Source organism: Streptococcus suis (assembly GCF_019856455.1).
Classification (GTDB): domain Bacteria; phylum Bacillota; class Bacilli; order Lactobacillales; family Streptococcaceae; genus Streptococcus; species Streptococcus suis_AE.
Genome location: NZ_CP082205.1, coordinates 63,877 through 83,382, shown reverse-complemented (window position 1 = coordinate 83,382; position 19,506 = coordinate 63,877). Strand labels below are relative to the sequence as shown.

Annotated in this window: 11 protein-coding genes and 6 pseudogenes; 2 read left to right on the top strand and 15 right to left on the bottom strand. The window is 42.1% G+C overall.

Annotated features, from left to right (window positions below):
• Window positions 1-45: 45 nt before the first annotated feature.
• Window positions 46-4,260, bottom strand: coding sequence for a DUF1542 domain-containing protein (locus K6969_RS00475; RefSeq protein WP_321537427.1), 4,215 nt, complete (start codon window positions 4,258-4,260; stop codon window positions 46-48).
• Between the two features lie 461 nt (window positions 4,261-4,721).
• On the opposite strand from K6969_RS00475, the pseudogene K6969_RS00470 reads away from it, so the two are divergent.
• Window positions 4,722-5,048: pseudogene (locus K6969_RS00470) on the top strand (adenylate kinase); the annotation flags it as partial.
• Between the two features lie 553 nt (window positions 5,049-5,601).
• Here the strand turns inward: K6969_RS00470 and K6969_RS00465 are convergent.
• From K6969_RS00465 to K6969_RS00450, 4 pseudogenes are all read right to left on the bottom strand, one after another.
• A pseudogene (locus K6969_RS00465) lies at window positions 5,602-6,156 on the bottom strand (glutamate--tRNA ligase); the annotation flags it as partial.
• A 176-nt stretch (window positions 6,157-6,332) separates the two neighbouring features.
• A pseudogene (locus K6969_RS00460) lies at window positions 6,333-7,022 on the bottom strand (transposase); the annotation flags it as partial.
• Window positions 7,023-7,050: 28 nt separating this feature from the next.
• A pseudogene (locus K6969_RS00455) lies at window positions 7,051-7,909 on the bottom strand (IS630 family transposase); the annotation flags it as partial.
• A 215-nt stretch (window positions 7,910-8,124) separates the two neighbouring features.
• Window positions 8,125-8,640 (bottom strand): annotated as a pseudogene (locus tag K6969_RS00450) (IS110 family transposase); the annotation flags it as partial.
• A gap of 668 nt (window positions 8,641-9,308) precedes the next feature.
• Between K6969_RS00450 and K6969_RS00445 the strand changes: the two are divergent.
• Window positions 9,309-10,262 (top strand): IS30 family transposase, encoded by a 954-nt coding sequence (locus tag K6969_RS00445; RefSeq protein WP_171943024.1) that lies wholly within the window; start codon window positions 9,309-9,311, stop codon window positions 10,260-10,262.
• Here the strand turns inward: K6969_RS00445 and K6969_RS00440 are convergent.
• The 10 genes and pseudogenes from K6969_RS00440 to K6969_RS00395 all read right to left on the bottom strand — a co-directional run bounded on the left by K6969_RS00440 (window position 10,251) and on the right by K6969_RS00395 (window position 19,399).
• Window positions 10,251-11,539, bottom strand: a pseudogene (locus tag K6969_RS00440) (MFS transporter). The gene K6969_RS00445 and the pseudogene K6969_RS00440 sit on opposite strands and share 12 nt — an antisense overlap.
• Before the next feature lie 91 nt (window positions 11,540-11,630).
• A complete protein-coding gene (locus tag K6969_RS00435) occupies window positions 11,631-12,290 on the bottom strand; it encodes a LiaF transmembrane domain-containing protein (RefSeq protein ID WP_029174024.1) in 660 nt (219 codons plus the stop codon).
• Window positions 12,291-12,294: 4 nt separating this feature from the next.
• Window positions 12,295-12,741, bottom strand: coding sequence for a LytTR family DNA-binding domain-containing protein (locus K6969_RS00430; protein WP_171943023.1), 447 nt, complete (start codon window positions 12,739-12,741; stop codon window positions 12,295-12,297).
• A 178-nt stretch (window positions 12,742-12,919) separates the two neighbouring features.
• Window positions 12,920-13,636, bottom strand: coding sequence for a TIGR00266 family protein (locus K6969_RS00425; protein WP_029945730.1), 717 nt, complete (start codon window positions 13,634-13,636; stop codon window positions 12,920-12,922).
• 300 nt (window positions 13,637-13,936) lie between these two features.
• Complete coding sequence (locus K6969_RS00420) at window positions 13,937-14,431, bottom strand: beta-class carbonic anhydrase (protein ID WP_171943022.1); 495 nt, start codon at window positions 14,429-14,431, stop codon at window positions 13,937-13,939.
• Between the two features lie 124 nt (window positions 14,432-14,555).
• A complete protein-coding gene (gene radA / locus K6969_RS00415; RefSeq protein WP_171943025.1) occupies window positions 14,556-15,923 on the bottom strand; it encodes a DNA repair protein RadA in 1,368 nt (455 codons plus the stop codon).
• A 6-nt stretch (window positions 15,924-15,929) separates the two neighbouring features.
• The gene (locus K6969_RS00410; RefSeq protein WP_029174020.1) at window positions 15,930-16,463 is read right to left on the bottom strand and encodes a histidine phosphatase family protein; all 534 of its coding nucleotides are present in this window, start codon (window positions 16,461-16,463) and stop codon (window positions 15,930-15,932) included.
• Window positions 16,464-16,469: 6 nt separating this feature from the next.
• Entirely contained in the window at window positions 16,470-16,913 is a 444-nt protein-coding gene (locus tag K6969_RS00405; RefSeq protein WP_024388517.1) for a dUTP diphosphatase, read from the bottom strand.
• Between the two features lie 97 nt (window positions 16,914-17,010).
• A complete protein-coding gene (locus tag K6969_RS00400; RefSeq protein WP_029174019.1) occupies window positions 17,011-18,156 on the bottom strand; it encodes a tyrosine-type recombinase/integrase in 1,146 nt (381 codons plus the stop codon).
• 238 nt (window positions 18,157-18,394) lie between these two features.
• Entirely contained in the window at window positions 18,395-19,399 is a 1,005-nt protein-coding gene (locus K6969_RS00395) for a virulence RhuM family protein (protein WP_171943021.1), read from the bottom strand.
• Between the last annotated feature and the right edge of the window lie 107 nt (window positions 19,400-19,506).

The window sequence follows — 19,506 nt, the reverse complement described above, 5'->3', positions numbered from 1 at the left end:
ACAAGATTACCTACTCTTCTTAACAAAGAGGTTCCGATGAAGAAGTTATTTTAAGCTTCTTCTTCGTCTTTTTTTTCTCTTTGCTGCAAAAAGTGCCAATCCCATTCCAAGAGCTGCTAATCCAAGAGAAGCTACTGAATTATCTTTCTCACCAGTATTTGGCAATTGCTTAGCTTTCTTATCAGCTGATTTAACTTTCACTCCAGCAGAAGGATTATTCTCATCAACTGCTACGATTTCAACTAAACCAGTTGCAGAAACATTTCCAGCTTCATCCTCAGAGTATGCTGTAACTTGAGTATTTGGTTTCATTTCAGAATCTGGAATAGTCACTTGACCAGTTACTGAATCTACAATCACAACTGCATCAGTTGTTGTCCACAAACCATTTGAATCTTTAGTAACAACAACAGTTTGCGCCTTACCGTTTTTATCAACATAAGTAATCACTAACTTAGTAGCTTCCTCAGAAGGTGTTATAACGATATTTCCTTTTGCATCATCTTCAATCACTGGGGCTGTCAAGTCTGCTTGTTTCACAGTTTCTGCAGGTGTCACCAAATCAATAGAACCATCTGGGTACTTGATTGTTACTGAACCTGCTTTGGCAACAATAATTTCTGTTCCAGCAGGGAAGTCATTATTTTCTTCAAGAAGAACCTTGATGCGAGCCAATTCTGCATCAGTCAAGTTATTTGGATCAACTACTGGTGTTGTTTGAACAACTGGCTTGATAAGTGCTGCAACTGGAAGTTTGATTTGGAGCAATTCGTAATAAGTTCCCGCTCCATTTATTGAAATGAGAGCTGCTTCAACTGCTTTATCAATATCAGCCTTGCCTGCAGTTTTCTGAACATCTGACAAACCTGGGTTATTGTCAATTGCTGCTTTAACGGCATCCGCTTCTGCAACAACCTTGTTCTTAGCGTCTTGCTTAGCCACATCAAGAATATCTCCAGTAATTGCTGCAACACCTTTATCTTCAGCAACTTGAGCTTCAGCTGGAGTTGTAGCTACATCGATGGCTGTATTCGCTTCCGTTGCTGCTGTTTCAACTTCTTGTTTAGCTGCTGCTCGTTGTTCTGGCGTTAAGTTGTTGCTTGCTTCAATTGCTGACAACGCTGCTGCTTTCGCATCGTCGATTGCTTTGTTGGCATCTGCTTTAGCTGTTTCTAAGGCTTTTGCTTTAATTGCATCCACACCAGCTGTTTCTTTTTCTTGTACCAATTCTGGTGTTGTTGCTGATGCAACGTTTTGTTTCGCTTCCGTTGCTGCTGTTTCAACTTCTTGTTTAGCTGCTGCTCGTTGTTCTGGCGTTAAGTTGTTGCTTGCTTCAATTGCTGACAACGCTGCTGCTTTCGCATCGTCGATTGCTTTGTTGGCATCTGCTTTAGCTGTTTCTAAGGCTTTTGCTTTAATTGCATCCACACCAGCTGTTTCTTTTTCTTGTACCAATTCTGGTGTTGTTGCTGATGCAACGTTTTGTTTCGCTTCCGTTGCTGCTGTTTCAACTTCTTGTTTAGCTGCTGCTCGTTGTTCTGGCGTTAAGTTGTTGCTTGCTTCAATTGCTGACAACGCTGCTGCTTTCGCATCGTCGATTGCTTTGTTGGCATCTGCTTTAGCTGTTTCTAAGGCTTTTGCTTTAATTGCATCCACACCAGCTGTTTCTTTTTCTTGTACCAATTCTGGTGTTGTTGCTGATGCAACGTTTTGTTTCGCTTCCGTTGCTGCTGTTTCAACTTCTTGTTTAGCTGCTGCTCGTTGTTCTGGCGTTAAGTTGTTGCTTGCTTCAATTGCTGACAACGCTGCTGCTTTCGCATCGTCGATTGCTTTGTTGGCATCTGCTTTAGCTGTTTCTAAGGCTTTTGCTTTAATTGCATCCACACCAGCTGTTTCTTTTTCTTGTACCAATTCTGGTGTTGTTGCTGATGCAACGTTTTGTTTCGCTTCCGTTGCTGCTGTTTCAACTTCTTGTTTAGCTGCTGCTCGTTGTTCTGGCGTTAAGTTGTTGCTTGCTTCAATTGCTGACAACGCTGCTGCTTTCGCATCGTCGATTGCTTTGTTGGCATCTGCTTTAGCTGTTTCTAAGGCTTTTGCTTTAATTGCATCCACACCAGCTGTTTCTTTTTCTTGTACCAATTCTGGTGTTGTTGCTGATGCAACGTTTTGTTTCGCTTCCGTTGCTGCTGTTTCAACTTCTTGTTTAGCTGCTGCTCGTTGTTCTGGCGTTAAGTTGTTGCTTGCTTCAATTGCTGACAACGCTGCTGCTTTCGCATCGTCGATTGCTTTGTTGGCATCTGCTTTAGCTGTTTCTAAGGCTTTTGCTTTAATTGCATCCACACCAGCTGTTTCTTTTTCTTGTACCAATTCTGGTGTTGTTGCTGATGCAACGTTTTGTTTCGCTTCCGTTGCTGCTGTTTCAACTTCTTGTTTAGCTGCTGCTCGTTGTTCTGGCGTTAAGTTGTTGCTTGCTTCAATTGCTGACAACGCTGCTGCTTTCGCATCGTCGATTGCTTTGTTGGCATCTGCTTTAGCTGTTTCTAAGGCTTTTGCTTTAATTGCATCCACACCAGCTGTTTCTTTTTCTTGTACCAATTCTGGTGTTGTTGCTGATGCAACGTTTTGTTTCGCTTCCGTTGCTGCTGTTTCAACTTCTTGTTTAGCTGCTGCTCGTTGTTCTGGCGTTAAGTTGTTGCTTGCTTCAATTGCTGACAACGCTGCTGCTTTCGCATCGTCGATTGCTTTGTTGGCATCTGCTTTAGCTGTTTCTAAATCTTCTACAACGTTTAAATGGGTTGGTAAAGTGACTGAACCGCCACCTTTATAAGTCACAACCACACTACCATTGTCATTAACAGTTATTGTTTCAATCAAATCTGCTGTATCAGGGTTTGCTTGTCTAATTGCTGCCTCAACTGCTGCTTTTTCTTTTGGTTTTAAAGCAGCCTGATTACCAACTGTGATTTGTGTATCAAGGTGTTTGATATATAAGGCTTTATATGTTTCGTCTTCTGAAATAATCGTTGCATCTTTGGGTAAAACTTTTTTTTCATCTGTTTGCCATCTTACAAATGTATGTTTGTCTAAAGTAGGATTGAAAACACGTTTTGTGAATTCACCATTTGAATAAGCGATACCTTGATAATATACTGCAACAGAATATAAAGTACGCTGTACTATACTACCATTTACTTGATTTTTTACTGGAGCTTGCCCCCCCTGTGCATCAAATGTGATAAAACGCCATTTTTCTGCATCTTCCTCACTATATTTCCCTTTATATTCTTCTATACTAGCATTAAGTGGTTCTACTTGCTCAGCTTTATAAACCACATTTGGCTTTAGGACAGAATTAATAACTAGGCTATTTTGATGTTTTTTTCTAGGCTGTAATGCTATATTCGGACTGTATCCCGTATTATTCCAAATCCAACCTACAACCACATCACTATCTTCCAAATCAGCTTCAGGAAATATAAATTGTGGATTATCTACCAATTGCCCCCAAGTTGTCCCTTCCTTCACAAAATAAACAACTTTTTTGGCGTTTCGAAACTCCCCAGGATTACCTTTCCATACCCATGCACCTGACTTTGTGTAAGGACCTTGAGCAAACTCTACTCTAACATACCCTTTTGGTGTTGCTTCATCTGCTGTTGACGGGTATCTTATCATATCGTCTGTAGCCGCACTTGTAGTCAAGACAACAGTAACATTACCATCTTCTGAAAGAAGTGCTAGCTGAGCACCGACTTTACTGCTAGCTTGGCGGAGAGCCTCTTCTTGTTCTGCTACCTGTTCTGCGCTAGCAGCTTGGTCAGAAAATACAGCTTGTGCTGCTCCTAGGACTGGCTTAGCTGCTGCTACTGCTGCTCCCAGCTCTGCATTGTCTGCAAGCTTCTTCTCACCCTCTTTAATAAGGAGGTCAGCTTCTAAGATAAGCTTTTCCAAGAGCGTCTTATCAAAAGTCGCTGCTTCTTGATTTTCTGCCTGCTTACTTGCTTGATTTTCCTCAGAAAGAGTTTGTTCGCCTTCTGGTGACACAGGTATTGTAGCTGCGTTAAGCTTTACCGGCTCCCCTATAGCAGACGATACTGTCTCTGCAGATTCAGCACGAGTTTCTGTGTTTGCATGCACAACAGGGCTATTTGCAATCGCTCCCCCAAAAATTACGTTTGCAATGACTGCTGAAGCTAGACCAAAGCTAAACTTACGAAAAGAAAAACGTTGTTCTTTTCTAAACATATCTTTTTTCGACATGGAATCCTCCTAATATATTGTGATGGCATTTGCCACATCGCCTAATAGCCCTTTTTAAAGTTTTAGCATAGAAAAAAATACCCCCCCCGCTAATAAAAATTAGCAGAGGAAGTACTTTTGTATCTTCTATTTTTGTATAAATGCTTAAAACCTTAGGTAGTTCTAAGAAGTTGATTGGATATATTATATCACTTTTCCTTAAAAATAGCAAGGAAAACGATATTTTTCTACGCTCTTTCCCTAAAATTCTTATCTGGATTGTTAAGCACCATTTTCACTATAGCTTTACAACCACTTTTGCAACGTATGTATTCTAATTTGTTTGCAGTCATGAATGATAAGAATAAAACTTATCGTTTCCATATTTCCCTTAAAAATCAACGTTCGTACGCAAACGAAAGCCAATCTCCATAAACTACAAAGAAAAAATACTCAGAAATACAATCTGGTCGTACTACTTTATTGGAAGGAAGTGTGTCTTTCCCACTCCCAAAACCACTGCTGCCCAGACCCTATTGGAGCAAAAACACTTCAACTACCTTTCCATCGACCTCTTCAAAATAGGGCTAATCCACAGTGGCCAGACGACACTAACAGTGGAAGATGATGACCAGCTAACAGACTATCTGTGGTCCATTATTGTCAAAATGATCAAAACAGCCATCGAAAATCAACAAAATCTTATTGTTGAAGGTTGCTATATTCCCTTTGATTGGCAAAAAGATTTTGAAGCTGACTACCTCTCCCACATTCGCTATACTTGCTTGATTTTTTCCGCCAACTATATCGGGAGTGGGAAAGAACTCGACTAGCCCAGAAAGAATTCCCCTCACTTCCAAACATGTAGGTCCGGGCTTTTATGGTCATATTCTTGTTTTTGGATGACCAGCTGAAACAGTTCCCCAAACTGTTTCACTCCACTGGACTGTTAAAGCCAATCAACCACTGCGCTGAGATGTTGACACGAACTCTGATAAGTAGCACTGGGCATTTTGCCCAGCCTCAACCGTCAAGGCATTTGCCAATATCACTGAAAAGCGGATAGATGATTCGTGGGCAACCGAGGAAGTACTTCTACAAGACAAGGGTTATTATTTTGAAAACTGCAAAAAATACAAACTCAACTATATTCTGATTGACCAAGAATACCATATTGGTCCACTCATATAATACAAGGCTGGACAGAGACTAAAACTTTACATGTCCAATTACAATTTGAACAATCAAAAATAGCTTAGAAACGGCATTTCTCACAGCGTACTTCTAAGCTATTTTCTATTTTTAAGGCTTGAACCAAGCCTCTCATTAGCCGACGTAATAAAAGTCAACTAAATGATGATTTTACAAACTCTTCAACATATTATCAATATGCTGGATAGATTTTTCACGGCCGAGTAGGTAAATGGTGTTTGGCAACTCTGGTCCATGCATTTCGCCTGAAACAGCAATACGGATTGGCATGAAGAGGTTTTTACCCTTGATACCTGTTTCTTTTTGGACAGCCTTAATTTGTGGGAAGATAGTGTCTGGTTGAAACTCTTCGTCTGTCATAGCTTCCAATTTTTCCTTGAGAGCATTCAAAACAGTCGGAACAGTTTCACCTGCCATGACTTCTCTTTCTTCTTCCGTCAACTCTGGAAAATCAGAGAAGAAAAGGTCTGTCAGAGGAACGATCTCATCGACAGAGGACATCTGTGGTTTGTAAAGTTCCACCAATTTCTCTGCCTTGTCTGTCAAACGACCAGCCTCTTCCAAGAAAGGTTTAGCAAGATTGAAAATAGTCTCCAAATCTGCTTTCTTGATGTACTCGTTGCCCATCCAAGCCAATTTTTTCGGATCGAAAGAAGCAGGAGACTTGCTGAGGCGTTTTTCATCAAAGAGTTGAATAATTTCTTTCTACCATTTGTCAAGCCTATCAAGGTATTTGATGAAAAATATGTTAAGTTCAATAGTCAAAATAAGGAAATTGTTTTCTTTTGGACTAAAGTTTCGTGTAAAAAAGAGTACACGAAATGAACACCTTATGTTGAAAATTTTTGATAAGGTGTTACAATAATATAGCATAAACAATCTTACTGATTTTGGGTAGAACGATAATCGTAAAGTTTGTTATGCGTTATGAGGTAATACATTGTCCGAATGAGACGATGTATGGAGGCAATCGTATGTGGCTTCGTAGAAGTCGTTTGCGATTGTCTTTTTCGTTTCTCATAAAAGTCTGCGATATGGCAAGGATTGGTATGACTGGCTGAAGCGATATTGTGAATACATTTGAACAGAATCTTTCTAGCGTAGGGATTGCCACGCTTGGTAATGTGTTCCTTAGCGAGGAAGTTGCCAGATTCATAGTGTCTCAGATCAATACCGATAAAGGCATTGATTTGATTGGCAGACTGAAAACGGCGAATATCTCCCAGTTCACCAATAATACTTGTTGCAGTAGTCTCAGCTATTCCAGGAATAGAGAGCAGAATGTCATATTCAGGTAATGGCTGAGCTAGTTCTACCATTTCATCTAAGACTGCCTGTCTCTGTCCAGAAAGCCGAAGCAATTCTTTTCCATAGTAACGAACCTCTTCCAGCATTGGAGAGGTTTTCTTGACGGCACAATACGATTGATTAGCTAGTGCTATCAGCTTCTCGGCTAAGTACGCCACACGCTTGTCAGAAATCCGTTTTGAGGTGGACTGACGAATGCTCTCTAAGAGTTCGTCCTTGCTTAAATCAAGCACGAAGTCCTTGTAAGGAAACGCAGTAACTAATACTCAACAAAAATCAAAAACAAACCAATCAAGTGTTTTTTAACCATCGTCTACTAACAATTGGTTTTAAAATAGACCAATCTAACTCTCGTATCACTTCTTGAAGCTTGTTTATCACATCATCTAGTGTTTTAAAAGCTTTATTCTTAAACCCTCTCTTTCGAATCTCAGCCCAAACTTGTTCAATTGGATTCATTTCAGGAGTATAGGGAGGAATAAACTCAAAACCAATATTATGTGGTTTCTCTAAGGTACTTGATTTATGCCAAACGGCATTGTCCATCACTAATAAAATATAATCGTCAGGATAAGCTTCAGATAGTTGTTTGAGAAAAACATTCATCCAATCTGTATTGCAACCCCCAGCGATAATGAAGAAGGACTCTCCTGTATGGGCATCAATAGCACCATAGCAATAGCGATACTCACGAATATAGTGGCTATGTACATGCGGTCTCACCCCTTTTGGTGCCCAGGCCTTTCCAATTTTACTAATCCGACCGAAACCCGCCTCATCTTGATACATTAGTCTGACTTTATGATAGCGACGACTATTCTTGAAGCGCTTTCCTATTTTCGTGAATGAAGATTTTATTTTTAGACGCTAGAATCGTTTCGGCGTCTGCTTTTTTAGGGTGTTCTGGTCTTGGCGTCACTTTGCGCCAACCATGGCGTTTCAGAAGGGCATAGAATCCTTCCTTGGTCGTAGGGTGTCCAACCCGTTTCTGATAAGTTTCGTAGAGAGAGTTTATGGTCACAAATTCGCCATTTAGTGAAGCTGTTAACTGTTCTTTTAGAAATGCTTCCTCTTCTTGAAGGGTTAAATATTGACGGTTCCGTCCACCTCGCGTTTCTCTTACTAGAGCTGAAATCCCACCAAGCTCATACTTGCCTTGTAAGGACCAGATTGTATACTTTGAATAGCCGATAAGGTTAGTGATTTCCTTATAACTAAGCCCTTCTGCTCTGAATAGGATTACTTGAAGTCGTCTATGAAATGGGGAATAGGTTTTATCTTTCAAATAAGTTTTTAATTCGTTTGTTTGTTCGATAGTAAGTTTCATAAATCTATTATACGTTAGTTTTTGTTTTTTGAACAGTATAAGTTCCAGTATTGTTCCCCAGTTGGCTTTGATAAGACAGTCTCTATCTCTGGAAACGTGACTTGCAAGACCTTGTGCAGACGGTTTTTAGCTCGAACGATGTCCTCAGTTAAGTTCTGATAGAAGCGACTTAAATCTCGCAGTTCTTGATAGACTTCTTCTTGGACATAAGTGGGTTTACGATTCAGCACAAATTGAGATTGAGCCAGTTTTTCAGCGTCAATTTGATCTGTTTTCCTCACACGCAAGCTATCCAGTTGCTTCTTAGCTTCTAAGGGATTAAGCCGTGTATAAGCGTAGTCATGTTCATCCAGAAAAGCTTGAAGACGACGAGAATAGACACCTGTTGCTTCAAAGATGATTTCTGGCTTATGGACGGTTCTCAAATCGCCAAGTAGCCGAGCAAAGCCGATGGCGTCATTGGACATGGCATAGCCATGAACTTTCTCACCATTGACTAGAATGGCCACTTCTGAACTTGCCTTACTCACATCAATCCCAAAAACTGCACGCATGATATTACCTCTTTGTCTTGAATGATTCCTTGTTTTAGTGATGTCATTTTCAATACTCGACGTCTGGCGTCCCACATACTTTGATAACATTCTTTCTAAAACAGGTGTCTTGCCAGTTTTTGATGCGACGTCTAGCGTCAAAAGAGTTCTCGACTTAACAAGACACCTCTACTTTATCATTTTGAGAATGAAAAAAGTAGTGAGTACTCTCTCCCGTCGGAGATTTCCTCACTACTAATCTTAGTATGTTTTTATTTTTCGAGTTCTTTCCCACTCCCACTCACCAAGTCAACCATGTCTGAATTTGATTTTCGAAGAGTAGCAATCAAGAACATTATAGCATAGATAGGAGCCAGAGAACAGAAAAATCAGCCTATACAGACTGATTTTGAGGTGTTTTTTGGTTACTGAAAGTTCTATAATGAAGTTAGCCACCTTGCCTTAATCAAAAAATGGATGTTTCACTACCTTTGAGTAGAACGGTAATTTCATTTGATAACAGGCTTGAAGCTGTTAGGCTAAGTAGCCAAGGCTAATAGTAGCCTTGGTTTAGCTGACAAAACAGTTTCAAGGGTTCCTGTTGCCAAATGAAATCCAATTTAAGGCATAAGAAAACACCTCTGTGCTATACTTGTTGTTCACCACAAACACAAGAAAGAGGCACAGAGATGCATAAACAGTATACACCAAAAGGGAAACATTTGACAATTGATAACCGTCGCCTGATTGAACGGTGGAAGAATGAAAACAAGTCCAATCGTGAAATTGCAGGCTTGCTAGGAAAGGATCCTCAGACGATTAATAATGAGGTCAAGAGAGTGACAACCCTACAACAGGTGCGAAAAGGGTTGTACAAAAAAGTTTATTCCGCAGACTATGCACAAACGGTTTACCAAACAAACCGAAAACGGTCGGTAAAAAAATTAATCTTAACCAAAGAAATGAAAGAGAAGATTTTACACTATACTAAGCAAAAATATTCGCCTGAAATGATGGTGAAGAAGAAACAATTGAAAGTGGGGATTTCAACCATTTACTATTGGTTTCATAATGGACATTTAGGATTGACAAAAGCAGACATGCTTTACCCTAGAAAAGGGAAATGTGTCAAGAAGCAAGCTAGTCCTAACTTTAGACCAGCAGGCAAATCTATCGAAGAACGTCCTGACCTTATCAATCTTCGCTTAGAAAATGGTCACTATGAAATTGATACAGTTCTACTAACCAGAGTGAAAAATCATTGCCTTTTAGTATTAACCGACCGACGGAGTAGACACCAAATCATCCGTCTCATACCTAACAAAACCGCTGAATCTGTCAATCAGGCACTTAGGTTACTATTAGGTGAATATTGCATTCTGTCCATTACTGCAGACAATGGTTCAGAATTTAGTCGTTTGTCTGAGGTATTTCCACAGGAACATATCTACTATGCACATCCTTATTCTTCATGGGAGAGAGGCTCAAACGAAAACCATAATCGCTTAATTCGGAGGTGGTTACCAAAAGGAACCAAGAAAACGACTCCGAAAGAAGTCGCTTTTATCGAAACGTGGATTAACAATTATCCCAAAAAATGCTTGGACTACAAGTCGCCAAGTGAATTTCTATTAGGTGGCTAATTTCAACTTGAAATTTGGCGTTTTTTGGTTACGTGCCAACCAATAGAGGACATAGAGGACTAAAATTCCAGTAAAGGCTAAGAAAAGTCCGCTAATCTGATCGACTGCCAATACCAAGACCAGACCTGAAACAAGTAGTCGAGTAAGGGCCTGCCCCAACATGAAGTAGGTAGATACTGCACCGCCGATGGTTGCCAACTGCTCCTCTGGCATGGAGTTGACAAACTTAGCGTTAAACTTAGGACCGCTTGCCCCAGAGCCAATCCCCATAGTTGTAAGGAAGAAGAAAATCACAGGCAGTTGATGGAGCAAGATTCCGATAAACACTCCTAGTAGGGAGAAAGTAGCTGCCACTTCCAACTGAACCATGCTGGTCTTCTTGAAAAGTGTAAAGACCAAGGTCGATCCCAAAATATTGCCAACAAAGAAGATTAGAATGGTAAGGGCAAGAGTTGTTTCAACATTGAAAAAGACAAGATTTGGGTCTTCGCTAATCAAGAGGACTAAAATAGGATAGAGAATGGCACCACAGGCATTTATGATAGACTGGTAATCAAGACCAGACGGAATTCTGGTATCTTACGTAGCTCCACGATGGCTTGTTTGAAAGAAGCTAGAATTCCTGGTCTCTTGTTTTCCTGCTTAGGCTGACTAGGCTGCTCTGCTATTTTCAAAGGCTGCTCCGTCAGGAGTTTGCGAAAGGCTGGCGTCAGCAGCTGCATGATGAGGAGGGAGGCTAAAAAGGTGCCGGCATTGAGAAAGGCTAGGTTTTGGTAGGAGAGGAGGCCGACCAAGAGGGCAGAGAGGGCCTGAAAGGCGATGTTGAGGAGGCTGGTCACGGTCTGGCGAAAGGCCGAGTACTGCTCCCGCTCTTCCTTGGGCGCTACGCGTAATCCCAGAGGTGTATAGAGGCCGTTTTCATAGAAGCCAGCGAAGTCTGCAAAGACATTGAAAGTTGCAGCCACCACGACAATCCAGAGGGCTGGCTCAAAGCCCATGCAGAATCCGAGGATGAGGTATAGAAGAACACGAAAGAGTAGGGTCAGCTTGATAGTGCTGATTTTGTTGACCGTCTTGTCTGCCAGATAGCCTGTAAAGAGTCCCATAAAGCTAGGGAAAATTTCCGAGAAGGTCACAATCGCCAGAGCCAGACGACTGTTGGGCACCAGTAAAACATAGTTCATCAGGGCCAGATAATAGACCACATCGCCAAAATTGGACAACATATCCGCCGTCAGTACCCATAGGTAAGTAGCATTTTTCAAAATCTTTTTCATGATAATCCCTTTCTTTTGAATAATTTTCAGAATATTCTGGCTTTTCATCCTACAGAGGAGCCTGGATAGACTTTTCTCTGTGCTTATCAATTTACATAGAATAAATATTTAAGGTTGAAAATGCCATATCACCTGTGATATATAGCGTCTTTTCTGCAGCTACTGTCACATAGTTGTTGATAGTAGACATGGAGCTATCAACTTCCACGACCACCTGCCAATGTGCAGGCAGATAAAGGTTGATGGAGGAGAAAGCCCCATCGATGTGAAACTCAGCTTTATCTCCTAGAATCACTGCCTGATCAAAGTAAACCATACTAGAGCCAAAGGCTACTTCCACACTATCATGGAGAAAATTATCATCATGAATGTAACGAGTAGAGGAGCCAAAGGCTACATCCCGTCCCTTGTCACCAATGACACCATTAGTAAATACTTGTCTGTTCCTGTGCTTCTTTGACTTAAACACCATACTCAAACCTAGACAGAGTAAGACTAGAGACAAAATCATGTTCCAAGTACCAAAACCAACCCAGTCATAGACTGAATTAACTGCAATAAAGGCCAATCCGAAACAAAGAATACTGGCTATCCAATCTAACTTCACCAGTCGATGCACTCCTGTAACAAAGGTCAAAACAAACCAAACCGTTGTCCAAAAAGGCATAGCCAGATGCAAGCCTAAAGAATCCCTCAGCAGTACCAAAACTGCTAATCCAATCACTAAGCAGCCCCAAATTATACGTTTCATTTTCCTACCTCATTTCCTGTAACTTTTCTTTTAATAAATGGTAATAATGCCGCGACACATGGACTTCCTTATGTGTCTTGTAGAAGGAGATCCGGCTGGTGCCTGAGAAGGACTTATCCAGTGAATAAACCGCCTTGCTATTAACGATGGTTGACTTTACTACCCGACAAAAGTAGATAGGCAAATATTCCTCAAGCTCGTAGAGTTTCATCTTGACTTCATAGGCATCGTCACTTGTGTGTGCAAAAATCTTGGTCCCGTCCGTCTCGAAAAAGAGCACCTCTCCGATAGATAGAAAATACTCACTGCTACCCTTATAAAAGACGAGCGAGGGACGGCTAAGCTGTTGCAAGGCCTGCTGGATTTGTTCAATTTCTGGGCCCAGATGACTAGCTCGGATAACAACTTCAACCTGTTCCAAGTTGTCATCAAATTCAATCCTAACTTTCATAGCTCCCTCCTTTTTGATAGCTCTATTATACCAATTCAGCTTCTAAATACAAGGGCATTTCAGTAAGTGGTCACTATCAAAGGGTAAGTGGTAAAAAATGAACACCAAAAAACCAGCCGCAGCTGGTTTAATCTTAAAAAATCGCATCAAGAAGAGAGGTACTTCCTCCTCCGCCTTATCAGTCACCCGCACCGACAATATGGTTGCCAATGACTCGAGCAAAGGTTTCAATATTTAAACTCTGCACATAGATTTCTCCATATCCTGAGAAGGTATTGACAATTCCTTCCCCTGTACCGATAGATTGCAGGAAGCCATTTTCAAGGTGAATATCATAGTTGAGGTCACGGCTCCACGCAACTACATGAGCATTATCAATGGTGATACTTTCACCGTTTAACTCAATTTTCTTAATTGAACCGAAGGCATTAGCCAAGAGAGTTCCTTCGCCTTCAGTCGTCATGACAAAGAGTCCACCCGTTCCACTAAAGAAGGCACGACCAACACTTTGACGCTCCATTTTATACTGGGCAGAACCGTCAAGGGCTAGAAAGGCACCGTCATTTAGGCGGTATTGTTTTGCACCCAACTCAAGAGCGATGACTTGCCCTGGCATAGACGGTGAAAGTGCGATTTTTCCATCGTCGCTATTGGAAATGGCTTGCGTGACAAACATGGATTCGCCGGATACCATAGAACGACCAATTGCTCCAACTAGTTTTCCAAAACCTGAGCCACTGCGAGCATTGAGCTTAGTATTCAATGTCACACTTGGTGTATGGTAAACCATACTTCCCTGTTGAATATAAGCAGATTCACCAGCTTCTAAAGCAATCTCCACCAATGGAAACTGCATATTGCTATCGATAGTGTATTTCATGCGATTATCTGACATAATTTCCTCCTATTTTTTACGAAAGGCACCTGTTAACCACAGCATTGCCAAAATGAACCAAAAACAAGCTAAAATAAACCAAATCAAGATTTATCCTTCTTGTTTGTTCTGTTGTGATAATACAATTTTACCTTATTCAAAAAAACTTGTCAAGGATTTATCGGTTATTCTGATAATACTCAATGCAAATCAAAAACAGACAGATGCTGACAGAACTGAAGTTTATCAAGTCAACAAGGTCTGACTTTGATTTTCGAAGAGTATAAATTTTACAGAAAAAAACTGGGTTACCCCAGTCTTTTATCGTACTTCTGTCATGCGACCTGTATCCACATCATAGACCGCACCAAAAATCTCAACGTCATCAGGTATGAGCGGAGATTGCTTCAAGAGAGCAATATCTGCCCGCACGCTTTCTTCAATGTCTGTAAAAGGAAGAAAGTCCTGACCAGCCACATCCACTCCCAAATCCCGCTTGAGTTGGGCCGCAAAGTCCTCATTGGTAAAGGTCTGGGCACCGCAGTCTGTATGGTGGAGGACAACGATTTCCCTTGTGCCGAGCTGCTGCTGGGAAATGACTAGCGAGCGAATCATGTCTTCTGTCACACGCCCACCCGCATTCCGCAAAATGTGAGCATCCCCCAGAGCCAAGCCCAAAGCCTGAGCCACGTGAAGCCGTGAGTCCATACAGGTCACGATAGCCACCTTGGTCTTTGGACGAAGAGGCAAATGGTAATCACCATGTAGGTCAACATAGGCCTTGTTGGCCTTCATAAAGTTTTGAAAATAAGACATAGGACCTCCTTGTCTGATAAGAATTTCTGAATTTTTCAGAAAATAAGTTGGTTCTAGCTTATCATATTCCCGACTATTTGTCGCAAAAAGAGGAGCGACTAGCTGTCACTCCCGAATGATTTTATCAGTTGAATACTTTCTGTAAGACTTCGCCAATGGTGGTCACGCCGACAACCGTGATTTCCTTGGGTACCTTGATACCTGTCAGGGAATTTTTTGGGGCATAGACCTTGGTAAAGCCCAATTTGGCGGCTTCGTTAATCCGTTGTTCAATCCGATTGACGCGGCGGATTTCCCCTGTCAGACCGATTTCGCCTATAAAGCACTCTTGTGGGTTGGTTGGCTTGTCCTTGTAACTGGAGGCGAGGGCAACTGCGACCGCAAGGTCAATAGCTGGCTCATCCAGTTTGACACCGCCTGCTGACTTGAGGTAGGCATCTTGGTTTTGGAGGAGCAGGCCTGCCCGTTTTTCCAAAACCGCCATAATCAAGCTGGCGCGGTTGAAATCCAAGCCTGTCGTGGTCCGCTTGGCATTGCCAAACATGGTCGGCGTCACCAGAGCCTGCACTTCGGCAAGGATAGGGCGAGTGCCCTCCATGGTCACGACAATAGCAGAGCCTGTCGCTCCGTCCAGACGCTCTTCCAGAAAGACCTCACTTGGATTGAGAACTTCGACCAAGCCCTGTGACTGCATTTCAAAAATGCCGATTTCGTTGGTAGAGCCAAAGCGGTTTTTGACCGCCCGCAAGATACGGAAGGTGTGTTGCCGCTCGCCCTCAAAATAAAGAACGGTATCTACCATATGCTCCAAGGTCCGCGGTCCAGCCAGGGTTCCTTCCTTGGTCATGTGGCCGACGATAAAGGTTGCGATGTTGTTGGTCTTGGCAATCTGCATGAGTTCATTGGTCACTTCGCGGACCTGACTGACAGATCCTTGCACGCTGGAGATGTCAGGGCTCATAATAGTCTGGATAGAGTCGATAATCAGGAAATCTGGCTTGATTTTCTCAATCTCAGTCCGAATGCTCTGCATATTGGTCTCCGCATAGAGATAGAACTCGCTGTCGATGTCGCCCAAACGCTCGGCACGGAGCTTAATCTGCTGGGCAGACTCTTCCCCCGACACGTAGAGGACGCTGCCAATGGTAGACAGCTGGGTGGATACTTGCAGGAGCAAGGTGGACTTGCCAATCCCTGGATCGCCTCCAATCAGGACCAGACTGCCCGGCACCACGCCGCCACCAAGGACGCGGTTAAACTCTTCCATATTGGTCTTGGTGCGAGCCACTTGAATGGACGACACTTCATTGAGCTTCATTGGTCGGGTCTTCTCACCTGTCAGGCTGACCCGCTCGTTCTTGACTTCAGCGACTTCCACTTCCTCGACAAAGCTAGACCAGGAGCCACAGTTGGGGCAACGACCCAGATACTTAGGCGAGTGGTACTCGCAGGATTGACAGACAAAGGTTGTTTTTTTCTTAGCGATGATGATTTCCTCCTATAGATTATATTCTAGGATTTCGCAGTAGGCTATAGTTTCTTTGGGAACAAACTGGCGTATCAGCATACCATGACAGACGATAACAAGTCGGTCATAGGCTTGGTATTTTTCAAGAGCCTGTAAAAATCGCTCTCTCATCTCCGCAGCAGTCTCATAGCGAACAGGAGAAGACTCGGGCACCGCTCCGCCATTTTCTAAAAATAATCGATGAGCCAAGACAGCCTCATCTTGACTGGCATTTTGCCCCGTCAGGTCTGGTCGCCACTCATGAAAAAAGGGCTCGACCAGAAGAGGCAGTTGGTTGGCATGAGCAATATAAGTTGCAGTCTCCAAGGCCCGCGTGACGCTTGAAGCGATAACCAACTGGGCATGAGCAAAAACAGGACTGCTGGCAACTTCCTGGGCCAAAGCCCTTCCCTTTTCAGTCAGGGGAGCCAGATCCCGTCCAAAACCTGCATACAGCCGAGGATTGTCATGCCGGTCAAACATACTGTAGTCGGGTTCGGAATGCCGCACAAAGAGAATCTGCATAGTAGTCTATTTCCCTGTCGAGCCAAATCCACCTGTCCGAACGCCGTCGGCCTGGTCGCCGTCAGCCAAAAGGAAGGGGGCAAAAACAGCCTGCACAATTCGCTCCCCAGCTTCCACCACCACGGTTTCTTCTGTGATGTTTCGCATCTGGGCAAAGATGTGGCCTTCGTTGGCTGGATTTCCATAGTAGTCGCCGTCGATAACTCCAACCGAGTTAATCAGGACCAGGCCCTTCTTGCGAGGGTTGGACGAACGGTCGTAGAGATAGAGGACCTCGTTGGCCTGCATATAGGCCTTGACACCCGTTGGCACCAGCTTAATCTCACCTGGCTCCAAGCTAACCCTCTCCGCAGCCTTTAGGTCGTAACCTGCTGCGTGGGCTGTCTCACGTTTTGGCAATAAATTTTCATCAGTAAACTGGCTAACCAGTTCGAATCCACGGATTTTCATACTATTTTTTCTTTTTTCCTTTCGAAACGTTGATTTAATAAGGTTTCTAGTACCTTGTAAAAAGTTGTTTTTGTAATTTGTGGACCTTTTTGTACACCTAGAGATTATTTATGGCTTTTTCATAAAATGAAACTGCCTCTTTTTCTTTATCTTTGGATAGGTGCCCATAAGTGTCTAAGGTCATTGAAATGTTAGAGTGTCCAAGACGATATTGGAGTTCCTTGTAACTAATACCAGCGTTCAACAGTAAACTAGCGTGAGTATGGCGGAAAGCGTGACAAGTAAAGCGAGGAATACCCAAGGCCTTACACCGACGGTTTATAATTTCTTGTAGTGAAATCCGCGGGAGGTATTCCCTAACCGTTGTGGCAAATACAACATCAGGAGTACACGCGCCGACCTCAAGAAACATCAAGCGTTGGCGGTTTTGATATTGTTTCAGTAAGAGAGCTGTTTTTTTGTCTATACTGATGATACGAGTACCTGCCTTTGTCTTTGTTGTCCCGATTATATGCAGTTCCATGCTATAGGTTTTACTGATCGATATTGTGCCGGCTTCTAGGTCAATATCAGACCACTCCAGGGCAGACAATTCACCAATACGGCAACCAGTGGCCAGTAATAACTTAAAAATAACATATTGGTAATACTTGCTAAAGTTAGTACTTGCTAATTGTTCAGCATGATCAAGAAACTGTTTTAAGTGTTCGGGTTCTATGAACCTGACCGCCTCACGTCCCTTTTTCTGCTTTTTGGGTAAGATAACATCACGAGCTGGATTTGTGGCCAGAACTTGCAACAGTACCCCATGTTGTAAAATTCTATTATTGATTGAATGAATAGCTTTAAAATTTACCAACTTAGGAGCCAGACCATTAACAAACTGCTGAATGGTGGCTGGTACTATCTTATCTAGTTTCATTACTCCAAATATTGGAATAAGGTGGTTATATAGTTGCCTTTTGGTTACTACAAAAGTCTGAGGCTTTACTGTTAACTTGTAACTTTCTAGCCAAAGGTCAGCTAATTCTTGATAGGTTTTTACTTCTACTTCCTTTTTTACCGTTGAACCATTTTTGGCAAACTCAATCAGCGCGTGCTTTGCTTTCTGTTTAACCTCCGTTTTTGTCCTACCTGTCACACTGGTTTTTACTTTCTTGCCTGTAATGGCATCTACCCCAAGATAGACACTTGCACGGTAAACAATGCTACCGTCTTTTTTTGTTACTTCAGTAATTTTCATGATCATAAACCTTTCTAAACATCAGCAGGCAGGCTGTTATTAAAAAGATTTTAGATTAAGTTTGTTTATATCATGCGTAGGCTTACGAGAATAGCCCTATTTTCGTTTGTTTTGGTTGGATAGGGTAAATAACCAGTCACAAGTTAAAAGCGAATACAGACGATTTTGGAGCGTTTTCGAGATATAAAGATTATAGACCGATAGCACGCACCAGAAACCAGAAAAGATAAAAAAATCTTTATTTATCTGTCAGTCTCTTTAGTGATTTTTCAAAGTCAGAATTTATTTTTTGCGTCTTGTTAAACAGTTGGTATTCTGCTTTTGCTTTATCTTTGGCGGATTGTGTTGATATCTTCCCGTGTCCTTGTAAAATATCGTATTCTTGGAAAGTCAAAAAGCGGTCAATGCTTTCAGCGAGTTGCGCCATGGTTTGGGCTTTTCGTTGTTCAATCTGTCTTTCTAAGTAATCAAAGTAGCTTGACACACCTCTTTCAAGAGAACAGATTTCATCAGCGGTTAGATAGTTCTTTGCTACCAAGGTGTCTGCTTGCAGAATACGCCCGTCTGGGGAGTTTTTCCATGTTGTCAGTCCCATATTTTCTTTTGTATGGTCTGCTTTTGTATAGATAATTTCCGCAGCAGTTTGACCAGTGATAGCATAGTGGAATTTATTCTGGACATCAGCATAGAAATTCTTTGTTAGGGTGCTTTTAGGGTCATAATCGATAGATATTTCAGCAAAAATATCTGTGATTTGTAACCAAATTCGTCGTTCACTAGCACGGATAGAACGAACTCGTTCTAAAAGCTCACGGAAATAGTCTTTTTCCAACAAGTTTTCGCCTTGCTTCAATCGCTCATCATCCATGGCAAAACCTTTAATCATGTACTCACGCAGTACGGAAGTGGCCCATTGTCTAAACTTGGTAGCCTTTTGTGAGTTGACACGGTAGCCCACCGATATAATGGCGTCTAGGTTGTAGTAACTGACTTCTTTTGTTTGAGTTTTATCAGCCATTGCACCGTGTTGAGTGGTATTTTCCATTTTGGAAACAACCACTTTTTCATCTAGTTCACCTTCTTCAAAGATATTTTTAAGGTGCTTACTGATTGCTGGGACTCCAACATCAAACAGACGGGCCATTTCTTTCTGACTAGCCCAAATCGTTTCACCGCGAATAATCACGCTAGCAGTTTCTTGACTATTATCAGCCGTATAGATTAAGAATTGTAATTCGTTCATCGTCTTCCTTTCTCAGATAATAAAATTTAGTAGTTTAGTAATCACGCGCCGAATGCTAGCAAATGCTAACATACAACTAATATAGAAGCTATGGTTTGCTATGGTTG

Excerpts from the sequence above, each read along its gene's own strand:
- K6969_RS00430 (WP_171943023.1), bottom strand. The coding sequence starts at position 12,741 with ATGAAAGTTAGGATTGAATTTGATGACAACTTGGAACAGGTTGAAGTT.
- K6969_RS00405 (WP_024388517.1), bottom strand. The coding sequence starts at position 16,913 with ATGAAAATCCGTGGATTCGAACTGGTTAGCCAGTTTACTGATGAAAAT.
- K6969_RS00395 (WP_171943021.1), bottom strand. The coding sequence starts at position 19,399 with ATGAACGAATTACAATTCTTAATCTATACGGCTGATAATAGTCAAGAA.
- K6969_RS00420 (WP_171943022.1), bottom strand. The coding sequence starts at position 14,431 with ATGTCTTATTTTCAAAACTTTATGAAGGCCAACAAGGCCTATGTTGAC.
- K6969_RS00400 (WP_029174019.1), bottom strand. The coding sequence starts at position 18,156 with ATGAAAATTACTGAAGTAACAAAAAAAGACGGTAGCATTGTTTACCGT.
- K6969_RS00475 (WP_321537427.1), bottom strand. The coding sequence starts at position 4,260 with ATGTCGAAAAAAGATATGTTTAGAAAAGAACAACGTTTTTCTTTTCGT.
- K6969_RS00425 (WP_029945730.1), bottom strand. The coding sequence starts at position 13,636 with ATGTCAGATAATCGCATGAAATACACTATCGATAGCAATATGCAGTTT.
- K6969_RS00435 (WP_029174024.1), bottom strand. The coding sequence starts at position 12,290 with ATGAAACGTATAATTTGGGGCTGCTTAGTGATTGGATTAGCAGTTTTG.
- K6969_RS00410 (WP_029174020.1), bottom strand. The coding sequence starts at position 16,463 with ATGCAGATTCTCTTTGTGCGGCATTCCGAACCCGACTACAGTATGTTT.
- K6969_RS00445 (WP_171943024.1), top strand. The coding sequence starts at position 9,309 with ATGCATAAACAGTATACACCAAAAGGGAAACATTTGACAATTGATAAC.